Origin of the sequence: Microbispora triticiradicis (genome assembly GCF_005864065.1) — a bacterium.
Lineage (GTDB): Bacteria > Actinomycetota > Actinomycetes > Streptosporangiales > Streptosporangiaceae > Microbispora > Microbispora triticiradicis.
Genome location: NZ_VANP01000013.1, coordinates 136,777 through 156,440, shown reverse-complemented (window position 1 = coordinate 156,440; position 19,664 = coordinate 136,777). Strand labels below are relative to the sequence as shown.

At 71.3% G+C, this 19,664-nt stretch carries 20 protein-coding genes; 8 read left to right on the top strand and 12 right to left on the bottom strand.

What is annotated here, in order from left to right; genetic code table 11:
- Positions 1–391: 391 nt before the first annotated feature.
- The 3 genes from nrdR to FED44_RS28030 all read left to right on the top strand — a co-directional run bounded on the left by nrdR (position 392) and on the right by FED44_RS28030 (position 4,580).
- Complete coding sequence (nrdR, locus tag FED44_RS28040) at positions 392–850, top strand: transcriptional regulator NrdR (RefSeq protein WP_111697938.1); 459 nt, start codon at positions 392–394, stop codon at positions 848–850.
- 110 nt (positions 851–960) lie between these two features.
- Complete coding sequence (locus tag FED44_RS28035; protein WP_138462600.1) at positions 961–3,828, top strand: vitamin B12-dependent ribonucleotide reductase; 2,868 nt, start codon at positions 961–963, stop codon at positions 3,826–3,828.
- 125 nt (positions 3,829–3,953) lie between these two features.
- Entirely contained in the window at positions 3,954–4,580 is a 627-nt protein-coding gene (locus FED44_RS28030) for an NADPH-dependent F420 reductase (RefSeq protein WP_111697940.1), read from the top strand.
- 21 nt (positions 4,581–4,601) lie between these two features.
- Here FED44_RS28030 and FED44_RS28025 read toward each other — a convergent pair whose 3' ends face one another.
- On the bottom strand, positions 4,602–5,708 hold the full coding sequence (locus FED44_RS28025; RefSeq protein ID WP_138462599.1) for a Gfo/Idh/MocA family protein: 1,107 nt from the start codon (positions 5,706–5,708) through the stop codon (positions 4,602–4,604).
- 90 nt (positions 5,709–5,798) lie between these two features.
- Between FED44_RS28025 and FED44_RS28020 the strand changes: the two genes are divergently transcribed.
- On the top strand, positions 5,799–6,434 hold the full coding sequence (locus FED44_RS28020; protein WP_138462598.1) for a TetR/AcrR family transcriptional regulator: 636 nt from the start codon (positions 5,799–5,801) through the stop codon (positions 6,432–6,434).
- Positions 6,435–6,475: 41 nt separating this feature from the next.
- Here the strand turns inward: FED44_RS28020 and FED44_RS28015 are convergent, their stop codons facing one another.
- From FED44_RS28015 to FED44_RS28005, 3 genes are all read right to left on the bottom strand, one after another.
- Positions 6,476–6,910 (bottom strand): type III secretion system chaperone family protein, encoded by a 435-nt coding sequence (locus FED44_RS28015; protein ID WP_167521617.1) that lies wholly within the window; start codon positions 6,908–6,910, stop codon positions 6,476–6,478.
- Between the two features lie 102 nt (positions 6,911–7,012).
- Positions 7,013–7,510: a hypothetical protein gene (locus FED44_RS28010; protein WP_111697944.1), complete on the bottom strand. Its 498-nt coding sequence runs from the start codon at positions 7,508–7,510 to the stop codon at positions 7,013–7,015.
- 59 nt (positions 7,511–7,569) lie between these two features.
- Entirely contained in the window at positions 7,570–8,388 is an 819-nt protein-coding gene (locus FED44_RS28005) for an NmrA family NAD(P)-binding protein (protein WP_138462596.1), read from the bottom strand.
- A gap of 66 nt (positions 8,389–8,454) precedes the next feature.
- Here FED44_RS28005 and FED44_RS28000 point away from each other — a divergent pair, with 66 nt between their 5' ends.
- Entirely contained in the window at positions 8,455–8,793 is a 339-nt protein-coding gene (locus FED44_RS28000; protein WP_138462595.1) for a winged helix-turn-helix transcriptional regulator, read from the top strand.
- 135 nt (positions 8,794–8,928) lie between these two features.
- Here FED44_RS28000 and FED44_RS27995 read toward each other — a convergent pair whose 3' ends face one another.
- From FED44_RS27995 to FED44_RS27965, 8 genes are all read right to left on the bottom strand, one after another.
- The gene (locus FED44_RS27995) at positions 8,929–9,552 is read right to left on the bottom strand and encodes a pyridoxamine 5'-phosphate oxidase family protein (RefSeq protein WP_244302319.1); all 624 of its coding nucleotides are present in this window, start codon (positions 9,550–9,552) and stop codon (positions 8,929–8,931) included.
- Positions 9,553–9,664: 112 nt separating this feature from the next.
- Positions 9,665–9,832 (bottom strand): hypothetical protein, encoded by a 168-nt coding sequence (locus FED44_RS36085; RefSeq protein WP_165900953.1) that lies wholly within the window; start codon positions 9,830–9,832, stop codon positions 9,665–9,667.
- A gap of 288 nt (positions 9,833–10,120) precedes the next feature.
- The gene (locus FED44_RS27990; RefSeq protein ID WP_117410572.1) at positions 10,121–10,573 is read right to left on the bottom strand and encodes a carboxymuconolactone decarboxylase family protein; all 453 of its coding nucleotides are present in this window, start codon (positions 10,571–10,573) and stop codon (positions 10,121–10,123) included.
- Positions 10,570–11,493, bottom strand: coding sequence for an RNA polymerase sigma factor SigJ (gene sigJ / locus FED44_RS27985; protein WP_244302318.1), 924 nt, complete (start codon positions 11,491–11,493; stop codon positions 10,570–10,572). Before sigJ ends, FED44_RS27990 begins: the two co-directional genes overlap by 4 nt.
- A 52-nt stretch (positions 11,494–11,545) precedes the next feature.
- Entirely contained in the window at positions 11,546–12,547 is a 1,002-nt protein-coding gene (locus tag FED44_RS27980) for a LacI family DNA-binding transcriptional regulator (protein WP_117410573.1), read from the bottom strand.
- A 46-nt stretch (positions 12,548–12,593) separates the two neighbouring features.
- Positions 12,594–13,451, bottom strand: coding sequence for a carbohydrate ABC transporter permease (locus FED44_RS27975; RefSeq protein WP_138462592.1), 858 nt, complete (start codon positions 13,449–13,451; stop codon positions 12,594–12,596).
- Complete coding sequence (locus tag FED44_RS27970; RefSeq protein WP_244302316.1) at positions 13,451–14,347, bottom strand: carbohydrate ABC transporter permease; 897 nt, start codon at positions 14,345–14,347, stop codon at positions 13,451–13,453. The genes FED44_RS27975 and FED44_RS27970 overlap by 1 nt, the downstream gene beginning before the upstream one ends.
- The gene (locus tag FED44_RS27965) at positions 14,344–15,648 is read right to left on the bottom strand and encodes an ABC transporter substrate-binding protein (protein WP_138462591.1); all 1,305 of its coding nucleotides are present in this window, start codon (positions 15,646–15,648) and stop codon (positions 14,344–14,346) included. The genes FED44_RS27970 and FED44_RS27965 overlap by 4 nt, the downstream gene beginning before the upstream one ends.
- 188 nt (positions 15,649–15,836) lie before the next feature.
- Between FED44_RS27965 and FED44_RS27960 the strand changes: the two genes are divergently transcribed.
- The 3 genes from FED44_RS27960 (at position 15,837) to FED44_RS27950 (ending at position 19,658) form a co-directional block, all read left to right on the top strand.
- Complete coding sequence (locus tag FED44_RS27960; RefSeq protein ID WP_244302315.1) at positions 15,837–17,858, top strand: beta-galactosidase; 2,022 nt, start codon at positions 15,837–15,839, stop codon at positions 17,856–17,858.
- A gap of 130 nt (positions 17,859–17,988) precedes the next feature.
- Entirely contained in the window at positions 17,989–19,080 is a 1,092-nt protein-coding gene (locus FED44_RS27955; protein WP_138462590.1) for a glycoside hydrolase family 53 protein, read from the top strand.
- Between the two features lie 158 nt (positions 19,081–19,238).
- The gene (locus tag FED44_RS27950) at positions 19,239–19,658 is read left to right on the top strand and encodes a hypothetical protein (protein WP_138462589.1); all 420 of its coding nucleotides are present in this window, start codon (positions 19,239–19,241) and stop codon (positions 19,656–19,658) included.
- Positions 19,659–19,664 lie beyond the last annotated feature (6 nt).

Genomic DNA, 19,664 nt, shown 5'->3' with positions numbered 1-19,664 from the left:
ACCGTACCGCGATTCAAGATCAGCGTCAAACAATTGTTCGATATCCAGCGAAATCGCCGATCTCGCCGTTCTCCTCATCGTACGGGAGTTCGATCGATCCCGTGTTCGATTTACCCGATCTTCTCGGCTGGTCGTACGCCCAGCTCAGAAGGAATGGGGAAATCGGGGCGCGAAAATGCCGCACGGCCTATTCCTTCGTGCCCGGGGCAGGGGAGGCGGGTGGGACGGATGAGGCGACACGCCCGCCGAGCAGGAACTTCCCCCGCCACGCCCGGTTCGACTTGCGTTCAAGGACGGGCACTTCTACCGTTGGACCCCAACATCTAGTAGTCACAGCGGTGTAAGTTCACTACACCTTGTGTTCGGGATGGGCGTTCAGGGAGGCGATGAAGTGCACTGTCCGTTCTGTCGCCACCCGGACACACGGGTCGTGGACAGCCGCGCAGCCGAGGACGGCGCGGCCATCCGCCGCCGCCGCACCTGCCCCGAATGCGGGCGCAGGTTCACCACGCAGGAGACCGTCCTGCTGATGGTGAGCAAACGCAGCGGGGTCACCGAGCCGTTCTCCCGGGAGAAGGTCGTCGCGGGCGTACGGCGCGCCTGTCAGGGACGTCCGGTCGGCGAGGACTCCCTCGCCCAGCTCGGGCAGCGTGTGGAGGAGACCATCCGGGCCACCGGCGCCGCGGAGATCGCCTCGCACGAGGTGGGGCTGGCCATCCTGGGCCCGCTCCGCGACCTGGACGAGGTGGCGTACCTGCGGTTCGCGTCGGTCTACCGGAGCTTCGAGACGCTGGCGGACTTCGAAGCGGAGATCGAGCGGCTGAGGGCGGCCCACGGCGGCGGGGAGTAGCCGCCGGCGCCGGCGGGCGGGGCGAGGAGCGAGCCGTGCGGCGCGACGATGAGGGTGTAACGAGCGTGGTCGGAAAAAGGGGCTCCATCGGGCCCCGGGAGGGGGAAGTCATGACGGAGACCGTGAGCGGCACAGCGGCGGGTGCGGGAGGCCGGGGAGCGAAGCGTCCGCGCAAGGGCCTGAAGATGAAGCGCATCTTCACCACCCCGGGCGTCCACCCGTACGACGAGGTCCGCTGGGAGCGGCGCGACGTCGTCATGACCAACTGGCGCGACGGCTCGGTCAACTTCGAGCAGCACGGCGTGGAGTTCCCCGCCTCCTGGTCGGTCAACGCGGCCAACATCGTGACCACCAAGTACTTCCGGGGCGCGGTGGGCACCCCGCAGCGCGAGTCGAGCCTGCGGCAGCTCGTCGACCGGGTGGTGGGCGTCTACACCAGGACCGGCGTCGAGAACGGCTACTTCGCCTCCGACGAGGACGCGGAGATCTTCGACCACGAGCTCAAGCACGCCCTGATCCACCAGGTCTTCAGCTTCAACTCCCCGGTCTGGTTCAACGTCGGCACCCGCTCCCCCCAGCAGGTGAGCGCGTGTTTCATCCTCGCCGTGGACGACACGATGGAGTCGATCCTCGACTGGTACAAGGAAGAGGGCGTGATCTTCAAGGGCGGCTCGGGCTCGGGGGTCAACCTCTCCCGGATCCGCTCGTCCAAGGAGCTCCTGTCCAGCGGCGGCACGGCCAGCGGCCCGGTCTCCTTCATGCGCGGCGCCGACGCGTCCGCCGGGACCATCAAGTCGGGCGGCGCCACCCGCAGGGCGGCGAAGATGGTCGTCCTCGACGTGGACCACCCCGACATCGAGGAGTTCATCGAGACCAAGGCGCGCGAGGAGGACAAGGTCCGCGCGCTGCGCGACGCCGGGTTCGACATGGACCTCGGCGGCAAGGACATCGTGTCCGTCCAGTACCAGAACGCCAACAACTCGGTCCGCGTCTCGGACGAGTTCATGCACGCCGTGGAGGCCGGGTCGAACTTCGGCCTGCGGGCCCGGCTGACGGGCGAGGTCATCGAGGAGGTGGAGTCCCGGTCGCTGTTCCGCAAGATGGCGCAGGCCGCCTGGGAGTGCGCCGACCCGGGCGTGCAGTACGACGACACGATCAACGACTGGCACACCTGCCCGGAGACCGGGCGCATCACGGCGAGCAACCCCTGCTCGGAGTACGTCCACCTGGACAACTCCTCGTGCAACCTCGCCTCGATCAACCTGCTGAAGTTCCTGCGCGACGACGACAGCTTCGACGTCGCGAACTTCGTCAAGATCACCGAGCTGATCATCACGGCGATGGACATCTCCATCACCTTCGCCGACTTCCCGACGCGGAAGATCGCCGAGACCACCCGGGCGTACCGGCAGCTCGGCATCGGCTACGCCAACCTGGGCGCGCTGCTGATGGCGACCGGCCACGCGTACGACTCCGACGGGGGCCGGGCGATCGCCGCGGGCATCACCTCGCTGATGACCGCCGTCTCCTACCGCCGCTCGGCCGAGCTCGCCGGGATCGTCGGCCCGTACGACGGCTACCAGCGCAACGCGGAGCCGCACAAGCGGGTCATGCGCAAGCATGCCGCGGCCAACGACAACCTGCGCACCCTCGACGACATGGACAAGAACCTGCACGCCGAGGCCACCCGGCAGTGGCAGGAATGCCTTCGCACCGGTGAGAAGAACGGATACCGGAACGCGCAGGCCTCGCTGCTGGCGCCCACGGGAACCATCGGGCTCATGATGGACTGCGACACCACCGGCATCGAGCCCGACCTGGCGCTGGTCAAGTTCAAGAAGCTCGTCGGCGGCGGCTCCATGCAGATCGTCAACCAGACGATCCCGCGTGCGCTGCGCCGGCTGGGCTACCTGGAGGAGCAGGTCGAGGCGATCGTCGAGTACATCGCCGAGCACGGTCACGTCGTGGACGCCCCCGGCCTGCGGCCGGAGCACTACGAGGTGTTCGACTGCGCGATGGGGGAGCGGGCCATCGCCCCGATGGGCCACGTCCGGATGATGGCGGCGGTCCAGCCGTTCCTGTCCGGCGCGATCTCCAAGACCGTGAACCTGCCCGAGTCGGCCACGGTCGACGACATCGAGCAGGTCTACCTGGAGGGCTGGCGGCTCGGCCTCAAGGCGCTGGCCGTCTACCGCGACAACTGCAAGGTCGGCCAGCCGCTGTCGATCGCGAAGAAGACCTCCGAGGACGCTTCCGAGGAAGCGGCTCCGGAGACGAAGGAGCCGGTCGTCCAGGTCGTGGAGGTCGCGCGGCCGACCCGGCGGCGGATGCCGAACCAGCGGCCCAGCACCACCACGCGCTTCACGGTGGGCGGTGCCAAGGGCTACATGACCGCCTCGTCCTACCCTGACGACGGCCTGGGCGAGGTCTTCCTCAAGATGTCCAAGCAGGGCAGCACGCTCGCGGGGGTCATGGACGCCTTCTCGGTGGCCATCTCGATCGGCCTCCAGTACGGCGTGCCGCTGGACACGTACGTGCAGAAGTTCGTCAACATGCGGTTCGAGCCCGCCGGCATGACCGACGACCCGGACGTCCGGATGGCGCAGTCCGTGATGGACTACATCTTCCGGCGGCTCGCGCTCGACTACCTGCCGTACGAGGACAGGGCGGCTCTGGGCATCTTCTCCGCCTCCGAGCGGGCCGCGCAGCAGCGCGGGGAGGACCCGGCCGCGATCCAGGACGTCGACACCGCCGCACTGGCCCAGTCGGCGCCCATCGAGAAGCGTGCCGACGCGCCGGCCGAGAACCACGCGCAGCCGGTGGCGGCGCCCGAGCCGCGCCGGGCCGGGGCCTCGCTGGAGAGCCACCAGGGCCGTACGGCGGACGCGCCGCTGTGCATGACCTGCGGCACGAAGATGCGCCCGGCCGGAAGCTGCTACGTCTGCGAGGGCTGCGGCAGCACCAGCGGCTGCAGCTGACCCACGGTTCGAACCCCGTGAGCGAAGGGGGCCGGCGGACTCGCCGGTCCCCTTCGCGCGTGCCGGAGAGGACCGGACGCCCTCCGGCCGGGAATGACACCGGTGGTTGCCGTGTTGCCGCAGCCATGGTCATCGGATTCATCGGCAGCGGGAAGATCGGCGGCACCCTGGCGAAGCTGGCGGTCGACGCCGGCCACTCAGTGGTGCTGAGCAACTCCCGCGGGCCCCAGACGCTCACCGAACTCGTGGCCCGGCTCGGCCCGGACGCGCGCGCCGCCACCCCGGCCGAGGCCGCGGAGGCGGGCGACATCGTCGTCGTCACCATCCCCTTCGGGCGGTACCGGGAGGTCCCGGCCGAGCCGCTGAAGGGCAAGACGGTGATCGACACGAACAACTACTACTTCGAGCGGGACGGCCGTTTCCCCGAGATCGACTCGGACGAGACAAGTGACAGCGAGGTGCTCGCCGCGCACCTGCCGGAGGCCCGCGTTGTGAAGGCCTTCAACTCCATCGCCCATGTTCACCTGGCCGAGCAGGGTCTGCCCGCCGGCGCGGAGAACCGGCGGGCGCTGCCCATCGCGGGTGACGACGCCGAGGCCAAGCGGCAGGTCGCCGAGCTCATCGACTCCTTCGGCTTCGACGTGGTCGACGCGGGCCCGCTCGCGGAGGGACGCCGCTTCCAGCGGGACAAGCCCGCCTACGGCCCCCGTCTCACCGTCGCCGAGCTGCGTGACGCCCTCGCACGAGGCTGACGGAGGATCTGGGGCCTTAGGTCAGGGGGCGACCGTCTGGCGGGTGCCGGTCTCCGCGGAGCCGCGGATCGCGTCGAGCAGGCCGTGCAGGCGCAGGCCGTGCGCGAAGTCCGGCACCCTCCCTCCGCCGGTGCGGAGGTCGGCGGCGAGAGCGGCGTAGAGCCCGGCGACGTTGCGCGCGTCCCCCGCCGCCTCGGGCACCGGGACGTACTCCTCGGGAACGGGCAGCTCCTTCCACGCGCCCCCCGCCGTCCCGTGCAGGCGCAGCTCGCCGATCTGCACGCCGTACGGGCTGCCGGGGCCGGTGGACACGAGCGCGAGGTCGCCCTCGGTGCCGGAGATCTCGATTCGCGTGCCCGGCTCGGTGACCTTGCCGCTGTGGAGGTGCAGGGAGACCACGGCGCCGCTCGTCATGGTCGCCGAGAGCAGGAGCTGGTCGGGGGTGTCGGCCTCGATCGTCTCGCCGCTCTCCTCGATCGTGTACTGCGGGCGCTGGACGGAGAGGGTGGCGGACAGGGAGGCGACGCCGCCCAGAAGGTGCTCCACGACGTCGAGCGTGTGCCCGCCCACGACCTCCAGCAGGCCGGCCGCGCCGGCGCGGGTGACGGTGTACGCCGACCAGGACGGCAGCCTGCCGTTCGCGCCCTTGCCGACCGCCGAGTGGACGTTCACCGAGGTGACCCGGCCCACCGCGCCGTCCCGGAGCCGGTCGCGGGCGTACGTCACGGCGGGGGCGAACCGGCCCTGCAGCCCGAGCGCGTGCCGTACGCCGGCCGCGCGTGCCTGGTCGAGCAGGTCGCGCGCCTCGGTGGTCGTCCGCGCCAGCGGCCACTCGCACAGCACGTGGGTGCCGGCCTCCAGGGCGGCGCCGACGAGCTCCGCGTGCCGGGGGACCCTGACCGTGACGACGACGAGGTCCACCTCGGGGTGCGCGGCCAGGGCCCGGGGGTCGGTGAACGCGTGCGCGGCGCCGAACCTGCGCGCGGCCTCCCGGGCGCTGTCCTCCCGGCTGGTCGCCACGGCCGTGATCTCGTAGGCCGGCAGCGTCCGCAGCGCCGGGACGTGCGCGCGCACCGCCCAGCCGCGCTCGGGGTTGGCGCCGACGATGCCCACACGGATACTGCTCATTTCCCGCCTCCACCCAATAAGCGGACTTCTGTCGTCCGGTTACGACCAAGCATAACCGGACGCGCTGAGTCCGGTTGGTAGGCTGCGGTCATGAGCAGTCGGGACGGAGCGGTCGGCGCCCTGCTGGCGGCGGAGCAGGGGCGGACGCCACGTGCCGACGCGCGGCGCAACATGGAGCGGCTCGTGGAGGCCGCCCGGGCGGCGGTGGCCGAGACAGGAGTCGAGGTCACGGCGCACGAGATCGCCCGCAGGGCCGGTGTGGGCATCGGCACCTTCTACCGGCGCGTGTCCTCCCGCGAGGCGCTGCTGGAGGCGGTCCTCGACGAGGTGTTCGCGGAGATGGCCGACCTGGCCGCGAGCGCCGGAGCCGACCCCGATCCCTGGCACGGATTCGAGACCTTCGCCGTTTCGTACGTGCGGCTGCGTGCGGAGAGCTGCGGCATCCGCGAGGCGGTAGGCGGCGCGTGCGGGCCGAACCTCGACCCGGTCCTCGGCCGGATCCAGGAAAGCGTGCGGCTTCTGGTGGAGCGCGCGCAGGAGGCGGGGGTGATGCGGAGCGACGTGGCCTGGCAGGACGTGCCGTTCCTGCTGGCGGCGGTGGCGACCGGCCCGCGCACACTCAGGCTCCGGGCCGGGGACGAGCAGTGGGGCCGTAACCTGCGCGTCGTGCTCGACGGGCTCCGTGCGCCGCGGTCGCAGGGGTTGCCGGGGACGCCGCCGGCCTGAGGAACCGGCCTGGTCCGGCCCGCCTGATCGAGCCTGCCGGGTCAGTCGGTCTCGAAGGCGATCCGGTCGGTGAGCCAGCGGTAGAACTTGATCGAGAACCTGACCCAGTGGGCGATCACCGTGCTCAGGTGCTCCCTGGTCACTCCGGCGCCGATGTAGAGCTGGGAGTCTCCGACCAGCCGGAGGGCGCCGTTGTCCTGGGTGAAGGTGTAGACCTTCGGCCACATGGTGTCGGCGTTCCACTCGTTGAGCGCGGTGAGCAGCATCGGCTTGTCGTCCACCGAGTACGGCCTGTCGTAGAAGGTGCGGACCGTGAACAGGTCTCCCTCCTTGCCGAACAGGAAGAAGATGGTGAGGTGGGCGGTGGAGATCGCCAGGTCGCCCTCTGCGTCTGTGGTGTGCTCGATGTCCAGCTCGTCCAGGATCTCTTCGACGAGTTCCCGGTCCGGCTGGACGACCGCTGGGGAAGGCGTCACGGGTTCCATCCTGCCGCATCGTGCGGACGGCACGGGGGCGGTCGTGACAGCGGAGCCGGCAGAGAAACGAGGTGACCACCGATCCGGCGGGCGGGTGGGCGGTCACCCCGGCGCGGGGGCGTCCTGCCGTAGGCGGCCGGTCTCCGTCCGCGCGTCGACCTTCCCCGTCACACCGCGTACGGTGACGTCGCCGTGATCGCTGCGGATCGTGACCTCGATGTCCCGGGGCACCACGAACGCGTAGTCGGTGTGGCTCTCCGCCGTGTCCCTGATCGGGCCGCAGATCGAACCCGTGTCGTCGCACACCAGTCCGACCGTCAGCGAGCCGTCGCCCCACGACTCCACCCGGGGGCCCGCCCCCCGCGCGCGACGGGTCACCCGTACATCGGTCACGTCGGCGCCCACGACCTCGACGTCTCCGTGGTCCGTACGCACGTCGAGGGTCCGGACGCCGTCGAAGGAGGAGGGCGAGCCGAGCATCGTGTCCGTCGTCGACACGACGAGCACCACCAGCAGCGCGACGAGCAGCGGTACCGCCGTCGCCGCCCACACGAGGGTGCGGCCCGTCCGCCGATCGCCCGTCAACATGTACAGGTCCATGGCGTATTCGTACGGCGTGCCGCCTGCGCGGAGGTTGCAGCCCGCTTACCGGGCAGGTCTCACCGCCACGCCTGGCGCGCGGCCCACCGCTCCACCGTCGTCGCCCCCCGGTGGAGCCGCCCCTCCGGGATCGGCGGCGGCGCGGCCGCCGCGGCCGGGGCGTAGAACCCGGCGATCCCCTCGGCCGCCTCGCGGCCTACAACCGGCGTGATGAGCCGGGCGTAGTCGGCGGGCTCGACCCGCAGGTAGCGCACCGGCCTTCCTGCGGCGGAGGCCACGGCGGCGGCGATCCGGTCACCGGTGATCTCCTCCGGGCCCGTCACGACGAGCCGCGCGGGCGGCTCGGCCACCGCCAGCGCCGCGCCGACGGCCTCCGCCAGGTCGTCGAGCGCCGACCACGGCACGGGTGCCTCCGCCGGGAGCGGATAGACGAGCTCGCCGTGCTCGCGGACGCGCCGGGCCGACCAGGGCTGCGCCAGGTTCTCCAGGTACGGCCCCGCGGGGCCGATCACGGACGCAGCCACCCGTACGGGCAGGTCCCGGGCGAGCAGGACCCGGGCGTCGACGAACGGGACGCCCACCGGGGCCGGCGGCAGCGGCATCCCCGGATTGAACACCACCCGCGGCACGGCGGCCTCGCAGAGAGCGGCGAGCACCGACGCCGCGTGCCGCAGGGCGATCTCGCCGAACACCTGCGGAAGCTGCACGACGACCGCGTCGGCGCCCTTGTACGCCGCGGCGAGGGAGGCGGCGTCGGCCAGATCGGCGGAGGCGGAGTTCAGCGGCCGGACCTGGTGCCCGAGCGCGCGTAGCCTCCGTACGACGGGAGAGCCCTGGGTTCCGGTCGCTCCGTGCACGGCAACGATCATCTTCGTCATGCGGCCGACGGTAAGGCCAATTTTTCATCTTTTGAAGTAGGCACTTTTCCTGTAGTAACTACAGTCATGGAAACAGACCAGGCACCGCGGCCGATCACGCCCGAAGAATGCGTCGTCACCCGGACGCTGACCTTCGTCGGCAGCAGGTGGACGCCGCTGGTCATCTGGCACCTGCTCGACGGCGTCAAGCGGTACGGCGAGCTTCGGCAGGCGCTGCCCGGGATCAGCCCCAAGACGCTGGCCGACCGTCTGCAGGCCCTGGAGGAGCGCGGACTGGTCACGCGCACGGTGCATCCGGAGAAGCCGCCACGCGTGGAGTACGCCTTGACGCCCCGCGGCTTCGCGCTCGGGAGGATCCTCGACGACGTCGCGCGGTGGGGCGAGGAGTGGGAGGACGCGGACTGACGACAGCGAGAAGCGGTCCGCGGCGACTTCCCGCGTGCTCGCTCACCCGAGCCCGCGGCAGGCGCGGTTGCCGCCTGCTGGGTGACGGTGACCGCTGGGACGCTGCGGCAGCGGGGTAGGGGCCCGCCGTGACCGTCAGCGGGGCAGGCGGGTGAGGATGTGCGGGGGGACGGGGTGGTGGGCGGCCCGGGGGTCGGTCACGGGAGGCTGCCACGACGTGGCGAGCGGCAGGATTCCGGCCCACACGTCGTGCGGGTCGTCGGCGTCGTCCGGGTGGCCCTCCCGCACCTTCACCGACGCCTCGTCCAGCGGGACCGCCAGGATCGTGGTCGCGGCGAGTTCCTTGCGGTCCGGCCGCCGGGCGTAGTCCCACTGGCCTGGGGCCACGTGCTCGGTCAGGCAGCGCAGGGCGGCGAGCTTCTCGTCGCCCTCCAGTACGCGCGGCACGCCGTAGATCATCGCGCTGCGGTAGTCGACCCCGTGCTCGAAGACCGAGCGGGCCAGCACGAGGCCGTCCACATGGGTGACCGTCACGCAGACCGTCGCGCCCCGGGTGAGGCTCCGGCTGGCCACCGAGCCGTGGACGTAGAGGTGGCCGGCGTCGAAGCCGTAGACGGTGGGCACGACCATCGGGACGTCGTCCACGACCACCCCCAGGTGGCAGACGAACCCGGCCCGGAGCACCTCGAACAGCGCCTCCCGGCCGGTGCGGCCCTGCTCGCGCAGACGGCGGTGCCGGGTCCGCTCCGTGCCGGACAAAGGGGCGGACGAAGAGGCGGACGGATCACTCATAAGGGGACATTCAACCAGTCGTCGGCGTGAAACGCGCGGCCCGCCCGGCGGGCACGCCGGGCGGGCCGCGCGCCGCGTGTCACGCAGGTTCGGGCCGCGAGGCGGGACCCGACGTCCGTGGAAAACGGATGACGTTCCCGCCCGTGTAGGCCTTGAGGTCGACGATCTTCCTCTCCTGCTTGGGCCTACGGCGCAGTGCGGACCTGATGTCCCTGACCTTGGCGAGCGACGGCACCACCGTGACCATGTTGCATCCCCCCGACCGTGATGGTTCCGTTACCTTTCCGAATAGATACAGGAGGACGGGTAAAGCGGGCGTAAAGCTTCAGCCGTCACAGGAGTCTCAGTAGGGCAGGCGTCGTCCGGAGGGGGTGCGCAGGTCGAGATCGGCGGCGGGACGGCGGATACGGCGAGGCCGGTGGATCCTGGTACGTCTCATGACCCTTGTCCTTCCGTGACATCTGCAGACTATTCGCCCCGCCCGCCGCCGTCCTCCCGTTTTCCCGCGACCGGCCGTTCTCCCGGTCCGGCCAGGTCAGACCCCCGAGCCGGGGACCGTACGGCTGATGACGCAGATCCGGTTCCAGGCGTTGATCTGCGCGACGGCCACGACCAGCGAGGCCAGTTCCTCCTGGGAGTAGTGCAGTGCGGCCTCCGCCCAGACCTCGTCCGGCACCGGGTCGGGCCGGTCGGCGAGCCGGGTCCCGGCCTCGGCCAGCGCGAGCGCGGCCCGCTCGGCGTCCGTGTAGTACGGCGCCTCCCGCCAGGCGGCCACCGACCACAGCCGCTCGTCGCTCTCCCCGGCCTTCTTCGCGTCCCGGACGTGCATGTCCAGGCAGAACGCGCAGCCGTTGATCTGGCTGGCCCGGATCTTCACGAGCTCCAGGGTGGCGTGCGGCAGGCCGCACCCGTGCAGGAACCGCTCCACCCCCCGCATCGCCTCGATCGCCCCCGGGGCCAGCTCACGCACACTGATTCTCGCGGTCATCGTCGGTTCCTCGTCTCGTCGGCCCGCGTCAGGCGGGCGAGTTTCTCCGGGTTCAGGACCATGTCGACGGCGGTGATCCGGCCGCCCGCGACGGTGAGTCCGATCACGGTCACCAGCCGGCCCTCTCGGTAGCGCAGCAGACCGGGCCGGCCGTTCACCGAGGCGGGCGCCAGTTCGAATCGGCCGAACCTACGCAGGCCCGTCAGCAGCCGGGCGACCTTCGCGGCGCCCAGGACCGGCCGCCGCGCCGCGCGCACCACTCCGCCGCCGTCGCTGCGCAGCACGACCTCCGGATCGAGCAGCGCGAGCAGGGCGCCGATGTCGTCGCCGAGGCAGGCGCGGGCGAAGGCGTCCACCACCCGCCGGTGCGCGGAGGGGTCCACGTCGAACCGGGGAGCGCGGGACGCGACGTGCGTCCGCGCCCGGGCGGCGAGCTGCCGGCAGGCGGCCGGGCTGCGCCCGACCGCCTCGCCCACCTCGGCGAACGTCAGGCCGAACACGTCGTGCAGCACGAAGGCGGTCCGCTCGGCCGGGCTCAGCGACTCCAGCACGACGAGCATGGCCATGCTGATCGACTCGTCCAGCGTCACCCGTTCGGCCGGCCCGGGCCCACCGGCCACGGGACCGGTGAGAACAGGCTCGGGCAGCCACGGCCCCACGTACTCCTCCCGGCGGTGCCGGGCCGAGCGCAGCACGTCGAGGGCGAGCCGGGAGACGGTGACCACCAGCCACCCGACCACGTCGCCGATCTCCGCGCCGCCCTCCTCCCGGTGGCGGCGCAGCCGCAGCCAGGCGTCCTGCACGACGTCCTCGGCCTCGTCGAGGCTTCCGAGCAGCCCGTACGCGACGCCGAGCAGCCGGGGCCGCAGCGCCTCGAACCCGGCGCCCCCGCCGATCCCGCCGTCGTCATGGTCGTCCACGTGCTGAGGACGAGACAGCCCCTCCATGTGTGACATCCCCCGCCGCCCGAGGTCAGGCGGAGTCGCGTACGACCAGCGTCGTGGGGAGGATGACCGGCTCGACGCGGTCGGCGCCGTCGACCAGTTCGAGCAGCAGGCGTACGGTCTCCTCGGCCACCTGGGCGAGCGGCTGCCGGATCGTGGTCAGCGGCGGGTGCGTGGAGACGGCGATCGACGAGTCGTCGAAGCCGCCCACCGCCACGTCGTCGGGCACCCGCCGGCCCGCGGCCCGCAGCGTCGCCAGGGCCCCGGCCGCCATCAGGTCGGAGGCCACGAACACCGCGTCGAGGTCGGGCGCGCGCTCCAGCAGCCGCGCCATCGCGCTCTCGCCGCTGAGCTGAGTCCAGTCGCCGTGCTCGATGAGCCGCCTGGACGCCTTGCGGCCGAGCACGTCGGCGAAGCCCTCCAGCCGCTGGACGCCGCCTGGGGTGTCCATCGGGCCGGTGATGGTGGCGATCCTCCTGCGCCCCTGCTCGACCAGGTAACGAGCCATCTGCCGGGCGCCCTCGCGGTCGTCGGCGGCGGCGTACGGGATCGCGTTCTCCCGCCCGACCACCGCGCCCTGCGCGACCGCCGGCACCCTGGTCTTCACCAGGGCGTCCGCCAGCGTGTCGCCGGCGTGGGTGGACACCAGGAACACCCCGTCGGCGTGGCCGCCGCGCACGTAGCGGAGCACCCGCTCGCGGTCCCCGTCGTCGCCGGCCAGCATGACGACCAGGGAGACGTCGCGCTCGGCCAGGCGTCGGATCGCGGTGCGGATCAGCACCCCGTAGTTGGGGTCCTCGAAGACCTTCTCGTGCGGTTCGGACAGCACCATGACCACCGACCCCGTCCGCTGCGTGACCAGGCTGCGGGCGTTGCGGTTGACGATGTAGCCGGTCTCGGTGATCGCCCGGCGGACGGCGGCGTGGGCGGCCGGGCTCACGTACCGGTCGTCGTTGAGCACGCGGGAGACCGTGCCGCGCGAGACGCCGGCCGCCGCGGCGACGTCGTGGATGGTCGGGCGCTTCGCCATGGTCGTATTGTCCCCCCGCCGATCAGCGCGTTCTCCCCCGCTCAGCTCAGCTTTTCACGGCTCCGCCGGACAGGTCGGCCCGCCAGTGGCGCTGCATGGTGAGGAACAGCGCGACGAGCGGAACGAGCGACAGCAGCGTCCCCGTGATGATCAGGTTGTAGAGCGAGGGCTGGTTCGCCCCGGCGGCGAGCAGGGTGTACAGGCCGACCGTCAGCGGGAACCGGTGGTCGTCGCCCAGCATGATGAACGGCAGCAGGAAGTTGTTCCAGATCGCGACGAACTGGAACAGGAAGATCGTCACCATGGCCGGGGTGAGCATCGGCAGCGCCACCCGGTGGAACAGCCGCCACTCGCCCGCGCCGTCCAGCCGGCCGGCCTCCAGCAGCGAGGCCGGGACCGCGGCCCGCGCGTAGATCCTGGCCAGGTAGACGCTGTACGGGCTGAGGACCTGGGGCAGCAGCACCGACCAGTAGGTGCCGGCCAGGCCCGCCTCGGAGAACAGCAGATACTGCGGGATCGCCAGCACGACGGGCGGCACCAGGATCCCGCCGACGAGCAGGTTGAAGATCAGGCCGCGGCCGGGGAAGGCGTACGTGGCGAGGGCGTAACCCGAGACGGTGGCCACCGCGGTCGCCAGGACCGCGCCGCCCCCGGCGTACAGGGCCGTGTTGAGCAGCCACAGCCAGAAGACGCCGTCGCGGTAGGCGAACAGATCGGCCAGGTTGGACAGCAGGCCGGTGCCGGGCGCGAAGGTCGGCGTGGAGAACAGCTCGGCCTTGGACTTGGTGGCCGCGACCACCACCCAGCTCACCGGGAACAGGGTGTAGACCGCGCCCAGCACGAGCACCCCCGTGGGGACGATCCCGGCCGGCCGGCGTGTCCCGGCCCGCGTGGCGGCGGCCATCAGCCCTCCCCGAACGCGTGGTTCTTCACGATCCGCAGGAAACCGAACGACACCACGACGGAGATCACCGCGATCACCATGGACGTCGCGGCGGCCGAGTGGAGGTCGCCGGTGACGAACGCGTCGCGGTACACCTTCATCAACGGGCTCCAGGTCGAGCTGATCGTGTTGGTCAGCGGCCGCAGCGTGGTCGGCTCGGTGAACACCTGGATGGTCGCGACGACGGAGAACACGGTGGTCAGGATGATCGCCGGGACGAGGATCGGGATCTTGATCCGCAGTGTGATCCCCAGTTCGCCCGCGCCGTCGATCCTGGCCGCCTCGTAGTACTCGCGCGGCACGGCCCGCAGGTTCGTGTACAGCACCAGCATGTTGAAGCCGGTGCCGCCCCACACCGCCACGTTGGCCATCGAGAACGTGACCACGCCGGCGCCCAGGAACGCGTGGTCGCCGAACGGGCTGAGGCCCGGCAGGTAGAGGAACCCCCACATCAGCGTCGCGGCCACCCCCGGCACGGCGTAAGGCAGGTAGATCGAGATCCGGGTGAGCCGGGCCAGCCGCACGTGCGCCGCGTCGAGCATCAGCGCGAACACCAGGGCGAGCCCCAGCATCAGCGCGAGCACGAGCGCGCCGTAGCCGAGGACGCGCAGCCATCCGGCCCACAGCTCGCCGTCACCGACGGCCGCGGCGTAGTTGCCGAGCCCGGCGAAGACCTCCGTACGGGCGCCTCGGCCGAGGCCGAGACCGGAGACCTTGGTGCGGCGCAGGCTCAGGTAGCCGGTGTAGCCGATGGGCAGGGCCATGAACAGCGTGAACAACACCATGGCCGGGGCGAGGAACAGGTAGGGCACGGCGCCCGCGCGACGCGTCGGGGCCCCCTTTCCCGGACGCCTCACTGGGCGAGGGTGAAGCCGGTCTTGCGCATGTCCGCGACGGTGGTGTCCTGCATCGTCCGGACGGCGGCGGTGAAGTCCGACCTGGCCGCGACGGCCTTGTCGAACGCGTCGCGGTAGGCGTTGTACGTCACGTTCACGTCCGGGCCGAAGGTGAAGCCGCGGGCGGTGGCGCCGATGGCGGCGGCCTGCTTCCAGAAGTCGGGCTGGTTGGAGAAGTAACCGGGGGCCTCGGTCATCAGCGCGGCGCCCTTCGCGGAGGCCGGGTAGACCGCGCCCTCCTCGATCAGCAGCCCGAGCGCCTGCGGGTCGGTGTTCAGCCAGGTGGCGAACGTCGCGGCCGCGGCCCTGCTGGGCGACTTGGCGGCGACGGCGGTGGAGGAGCCGCCCCAGAAGCCGCTGTGGTTCTCGCCGGCGTTCCACTGGGGGAGCGGCGCGACGGCCCACTTACCCTTGCCCTTCGGCGCGTTGCTGGACAGCACGCCCGGGCCCCACACCGCCGACGGCCAGGTGAGCAGCCTGCCGTCGTTGAGCGCCTTGTTCCACTCCGGGGTGAAGTAGGGCATGTCGTCGATGACGCCCTCCTTCACCAGTCCGCCCCAGTAGGAGGCGACCTTCCTGGTGGGCTCGTCGTCGACCGCGACCTTCCAGGCGTCGCCGTCGATCGACCACCACTGGGCGCCCGCCTGCTGGGAGAGCCCGGCGAACCAGCCCGGGTCCTTGCTGGAGAACGTGCCGAGGAAGACCTTCGGGTCCTTCCCGCGTACGACGCGGGCGGCCTCGGCGTACTCGTCCCAGGTCTTCGGCACCTCGATGCCGTACTTGTCGAACAGGTCCCGCCGGTAGTACAGCATCATCGGCCCGCTGTCCTGGGGGACCGCGTAGACGGCGTCGGTGCCGAGCGTCACCAGCCCCCAGACGCCCTCGCCGAACTCGCCCTTCGCCTGCGCGGTCTCCGCTTTGATGTCGGCCACGGCGTCGGCGGCGACGAAGGAGGGCAGCATCTGGTACTCGGCCTGGACCAGGTCGGGTGGGTTGCCCGCCCTGGCGGCGGTGAGGAACTTGGCCGCCGCGTCGTCCCCGCCCGCCTGCTTGCTCACCGTGACCTGGATGTCGGGATGAGCCTGGTTCCACACGCTGACGATCTTGTCCATGTTCGGGACCCAGGTCCAGTACGTGAGCTTGACCGGGCCGCCGGAGGCGCCGCCTCCGGCGGTGGCGGAGGGCTCGCCGGAGCCGCCGGAGCAGGCCGCGCAGAGCGTGGCGACGAGGATCGCGGCCGTGGCCAGCCGGTACACGCGCATGTGTTCCTCCAGGCGGGTGGAGAATGTCTGGGAGCGTTCACAGACTGAAGAGTCGCTCCTGCGCTGTCAATGGCCGTTACGCGGTTGTTAACGGTCCCCCCTTATCTGGGTGAATCGTTCCGTGCCTTCTCGGGGTCGCGTTTGTGGGTTACTGTGCACGTTCACAGAGGAAGAACTGAGGGGGAGTCGTGCCCGGTTATCCCGTCCTGCCCGAGGGCCTCGCCTACGGTGGCGACTACAACCCCGAGCAGTGGCCGGAGGAGGTGTGGCGGGAGGACGTCCGGCTGATGCGGGAGGCCGGGGTGAACCTGGTCACCGTGGGCGTCTTCAACTGGGGGCTGATCGAGCCGCGGGAGGGCGAGTTCGACTTCGCCCGGCTCGACCGGATCCTCGACCTGCTCTACTCGGAGGGGGTGTACGCCGGCCTCGCCACCCCCACCTCCTCGCCGCCCACGTGGTTCCGGCACCGATACCCCGGCAGCCGCCTCGTCGACGAGGAGGGCCGCGTGCTCGGCGGGGGCTCCCGGCACAGCTTCTGCCCCAGCTCGCCCGACTACGCCGCCGCCTCGGAGCGGGTCGTCGCCGCCCTGGCCGCCCGATACTCCGGGCACCCCGCCGTGGCCATGTGGCACGTGCACAACGAGTACGGCTGGGCCAACGCGCACTGCTACTGCCCGGTCTCGGCCGAGGCGTTCCGCGCCTGGCTGCGGGAGAGGTACGGCGAGGTGGGCGCGCTCAACGCCGCCTGGGGCACCGTCTTCTGGGGGCTGACCTACGGCTCCTTCGACGAGGTCGAGCCGCCCGTCGCCGCGCCGCCCGGCCTCCTCACCGGGCTCCGGCTCGACTTCATGCGCTTCTCCGTCGACGCCCACATCGCCTGCTTCCGCCGGGAGCGCGAGACGATCCGCCGCTTCGGCGACCTGCCGGTCACGACCAACTTCATGATCCCCAACTGCAAGCCGATGGACTACTGGCGCTGGGCGGAGGAGGTCGACGTCGTGGCCAACGACCACTACCTCGTCGCGGCGCGCGCCGACTCGCACATCGAACTGGCCCTGGCCGCCGATCTCACCCGGTCGGTCGCCGGAGGCCGTCCCTGGATGCTCATGGAGCACTCGACCGGCGCGGTGAACTGGCAGCCGCGCAACGTCGCCAAGCGGCCGGGGGAGATGCGCCGCAACACGCTCGCCCATGTGGCGCGGGGCTCGGACTCGGCGATGTTCTTCCAGTGGCGCGCCTCCCGCCACGGCGCGGAGAAGTTCCACTCGGCGATGGTGCCGCACGCCGGTGCGGACTCCGAGGTCTGGCGTGACGTGGTCGCGCTCGGCGCGGACCTCCGCCGTCTCGGCGGGGTGCGGGGGGGGCGGGTGACGGCCGAGGTCGCGCTCGTGTGGGACTGGGAGTCCTACTGGGCCGTCGAGTTCGAGTGGCGGCCCTCGGCCGACCTGCGCTTCCGGGACCGGGTGGAGGCCTTCTACGAGGCGTTGTGGCGTGAGCACGTCACCGCCGACTTCGTCCACCCGTCGGCCGACCTGTCGCCGTACCGGCTGGTCGTCCTGCCCAGCTCCTACCTGCTCGGCGAGGGACCGGCCAAGAACCTGCACCGCTACGTGGAGGCGGGCGGTCACCTGCTGGTCTCCTGCTTCTCCGGGATCGTCGACGAGAACGACACCATCCACGCGGGGCCGTACCCGGGGGCGCTGCGCGAGGTGCTCGGCCTGACGGTCGAGGAGTTCCACCCGCTCCGCGAGCACGAGACGGTGCCGCTGCGGCGAGCACAGGAGCCGGAAGGCCAGGGCCCGGTGGGCCGGATCTGGTCCGAGCGCGTACGGCTCGCGGGGGCGCGGGCCGTGCACGAGTTCGCCGGCGGCCCCGACGCCGGGCATCCCGCCGTCACCCGGCACGACCTGGGCGGGGGAACGGCGTGGTACGTCGCCACCGCCCTCGACCCGGCGCCCGGCGACGGCGCGCACGAGGCCGACCTGCGCGGGCTGGTCGCCCGGGTTCTCGACCACGCGGGCGTGTCCCGGCCGCGCGGCCTGCCCGACACCCTGGAGGTCGTCCGGCGGGGCGACCACCTCTTCCTCCTCAACCACGCGGACGCCGAGGTGACGGTCGGCGGGGTGACCGGAACGGGCGTGCTGGACGGCGCCGCCTACTCGGGGTCGGCGACGGTGCCCGCCGGAGGCGTCGTCGTGGTCCGCACCTGACCGCCCCCGGCAGTGCTCGCCTGAAAGTGTGTGAAAGCACCTGAAATCAGCTGAAAGCTCCCTCGGTACTGCCGGGGGCGGGGGATCCTTTCGGGGGAATCCGTCACATCCTCTCCTGACCGGAGGACACATGAGAAAGATCCTGGCGGCGCTCGTCGCCTGCGCCGCCGCGGCTCTGGCCGCCGGGCCCCCGGCGCTCGCCGCGGCCCCGCTGACCATGCTCGGCGCGGACGTCTCCTCCGTACAACGCGCCCTGGACCTGGGCGCGAGGTACTACGACGCGGCCGGCAACCAGAGGGACCCGCTGGACATCCTCAAGGGCGTCGGCGTCAACTACGTCCGCCTGCGGATCTGGAACAACCCCGCCAGCGGCTACAACAACAAGGCCAAGGTGCTGCAGTACGCCAGGACGGTGAAGGCCAAGGGCCTGAAGCTGCTGATCGACTTCCACTACTCGGACACCTGGGCGGACCCGGGCAAGCAGTACAAGCCCGCCGCGTGGGCCGGTCACGGCATCGGCCAGTTGCAGAGCGACGTCTACAACTACACCTACGACGTGTGCTCCAGCCTCAAGGCGCAGGGCACGACTCCCGACAGCGTGCAGATCGGCAACGAGATCAACGTCGGCATGCTGTGGAACGACGGCAAGGTCGTCAACAACGACTTCACCAACCTGAGCCTGCTGCTCAAGGCGGGCTACAACGCGACGAAGGCGTGCAACGGCGGGACCCAGGTGATCATCCACACCGCGGACGCCGACAGCGACGCCAACGCCCGCTGGTTCTACGACGGCATCAGGGCCAAGGGCGTCGCGTGGGACATCACCGGCTTGTCGTACTACTGCATGTGGCACGGCACGCTGTCCAACCTCTCCTGGGTGATCTCGGACATGCGGTCCCGCTACGGGAAGCCGGTCGTCATCGCGGAGACGGCGTACCCGTTCACCCCCGACAACGCCGACTCCACGGGCAACTCGGTCACGTCGGGGTGTTCCGGGTACGGCCTCACCTGGCAGGGGCAGGGCGCGGAGTTCACGGCGGTGCAGAACACGGCCCGCGACGCGGGCGCCGTGGGCGTCTTCTACTGGGAGCCGACCTGGTACGCCGTGCCCGGCAACGGCTGGGACCCGGCCAACATCAACGGCAGCGGCGACGGCTGGGACAACATGGCCGTGTTCAACTGGACCGGCCACATCAACCCGAACGTCAGGTGGACCCCCTAGAGCCTGTCCGACCCCGCTGCCGGACGCGCGAGGGCGGCCACCCCGGCCGCCCTCACCCATCCGGGGACGACACGGACCCCGATGACCGGCGCGGGCCGCACGCCTTGCGGTACACCTGTGAGGTGAGCCGGACGGGGCTGGGGGCCGTTATGGAGAGCATGAGAACTTCGCGTGTCACGCTGCTGTCGCTGGCGGTTCTTTGCACGGCGCTCCTGACGGGCCCGGCCGAGGCGACGACGGCGCCGAGGAAGTCGCTGGTCGAACTGCGCGAGCAGGGCGGATTCGCGGGGCTGGACGACCGCGTGCGCGTCTACACCGATGGCTGCGCCCTGCTGAGCCGCCGTACGGGGCCGGTCGTGCGCAGGTGCCTGACGGCGTCCGAGTGGCGCGGACTGCGCGGGGCGTTGAAGAACCTGCGGCTCGGCCGGTCCGAGGCCCCGCCGCAGGGGGCCGACTTCCTCGCGTACGGCCTGACGTACCAGGGGCGCCGGGTCACCCGCTACACCCTGCCGCCGTCCTGGCGGCCGGTGGTGGACCGGCTGCAGCGGGTCCTGGCGAAGTACCAGGCGCCCCGGTAGCCGAGA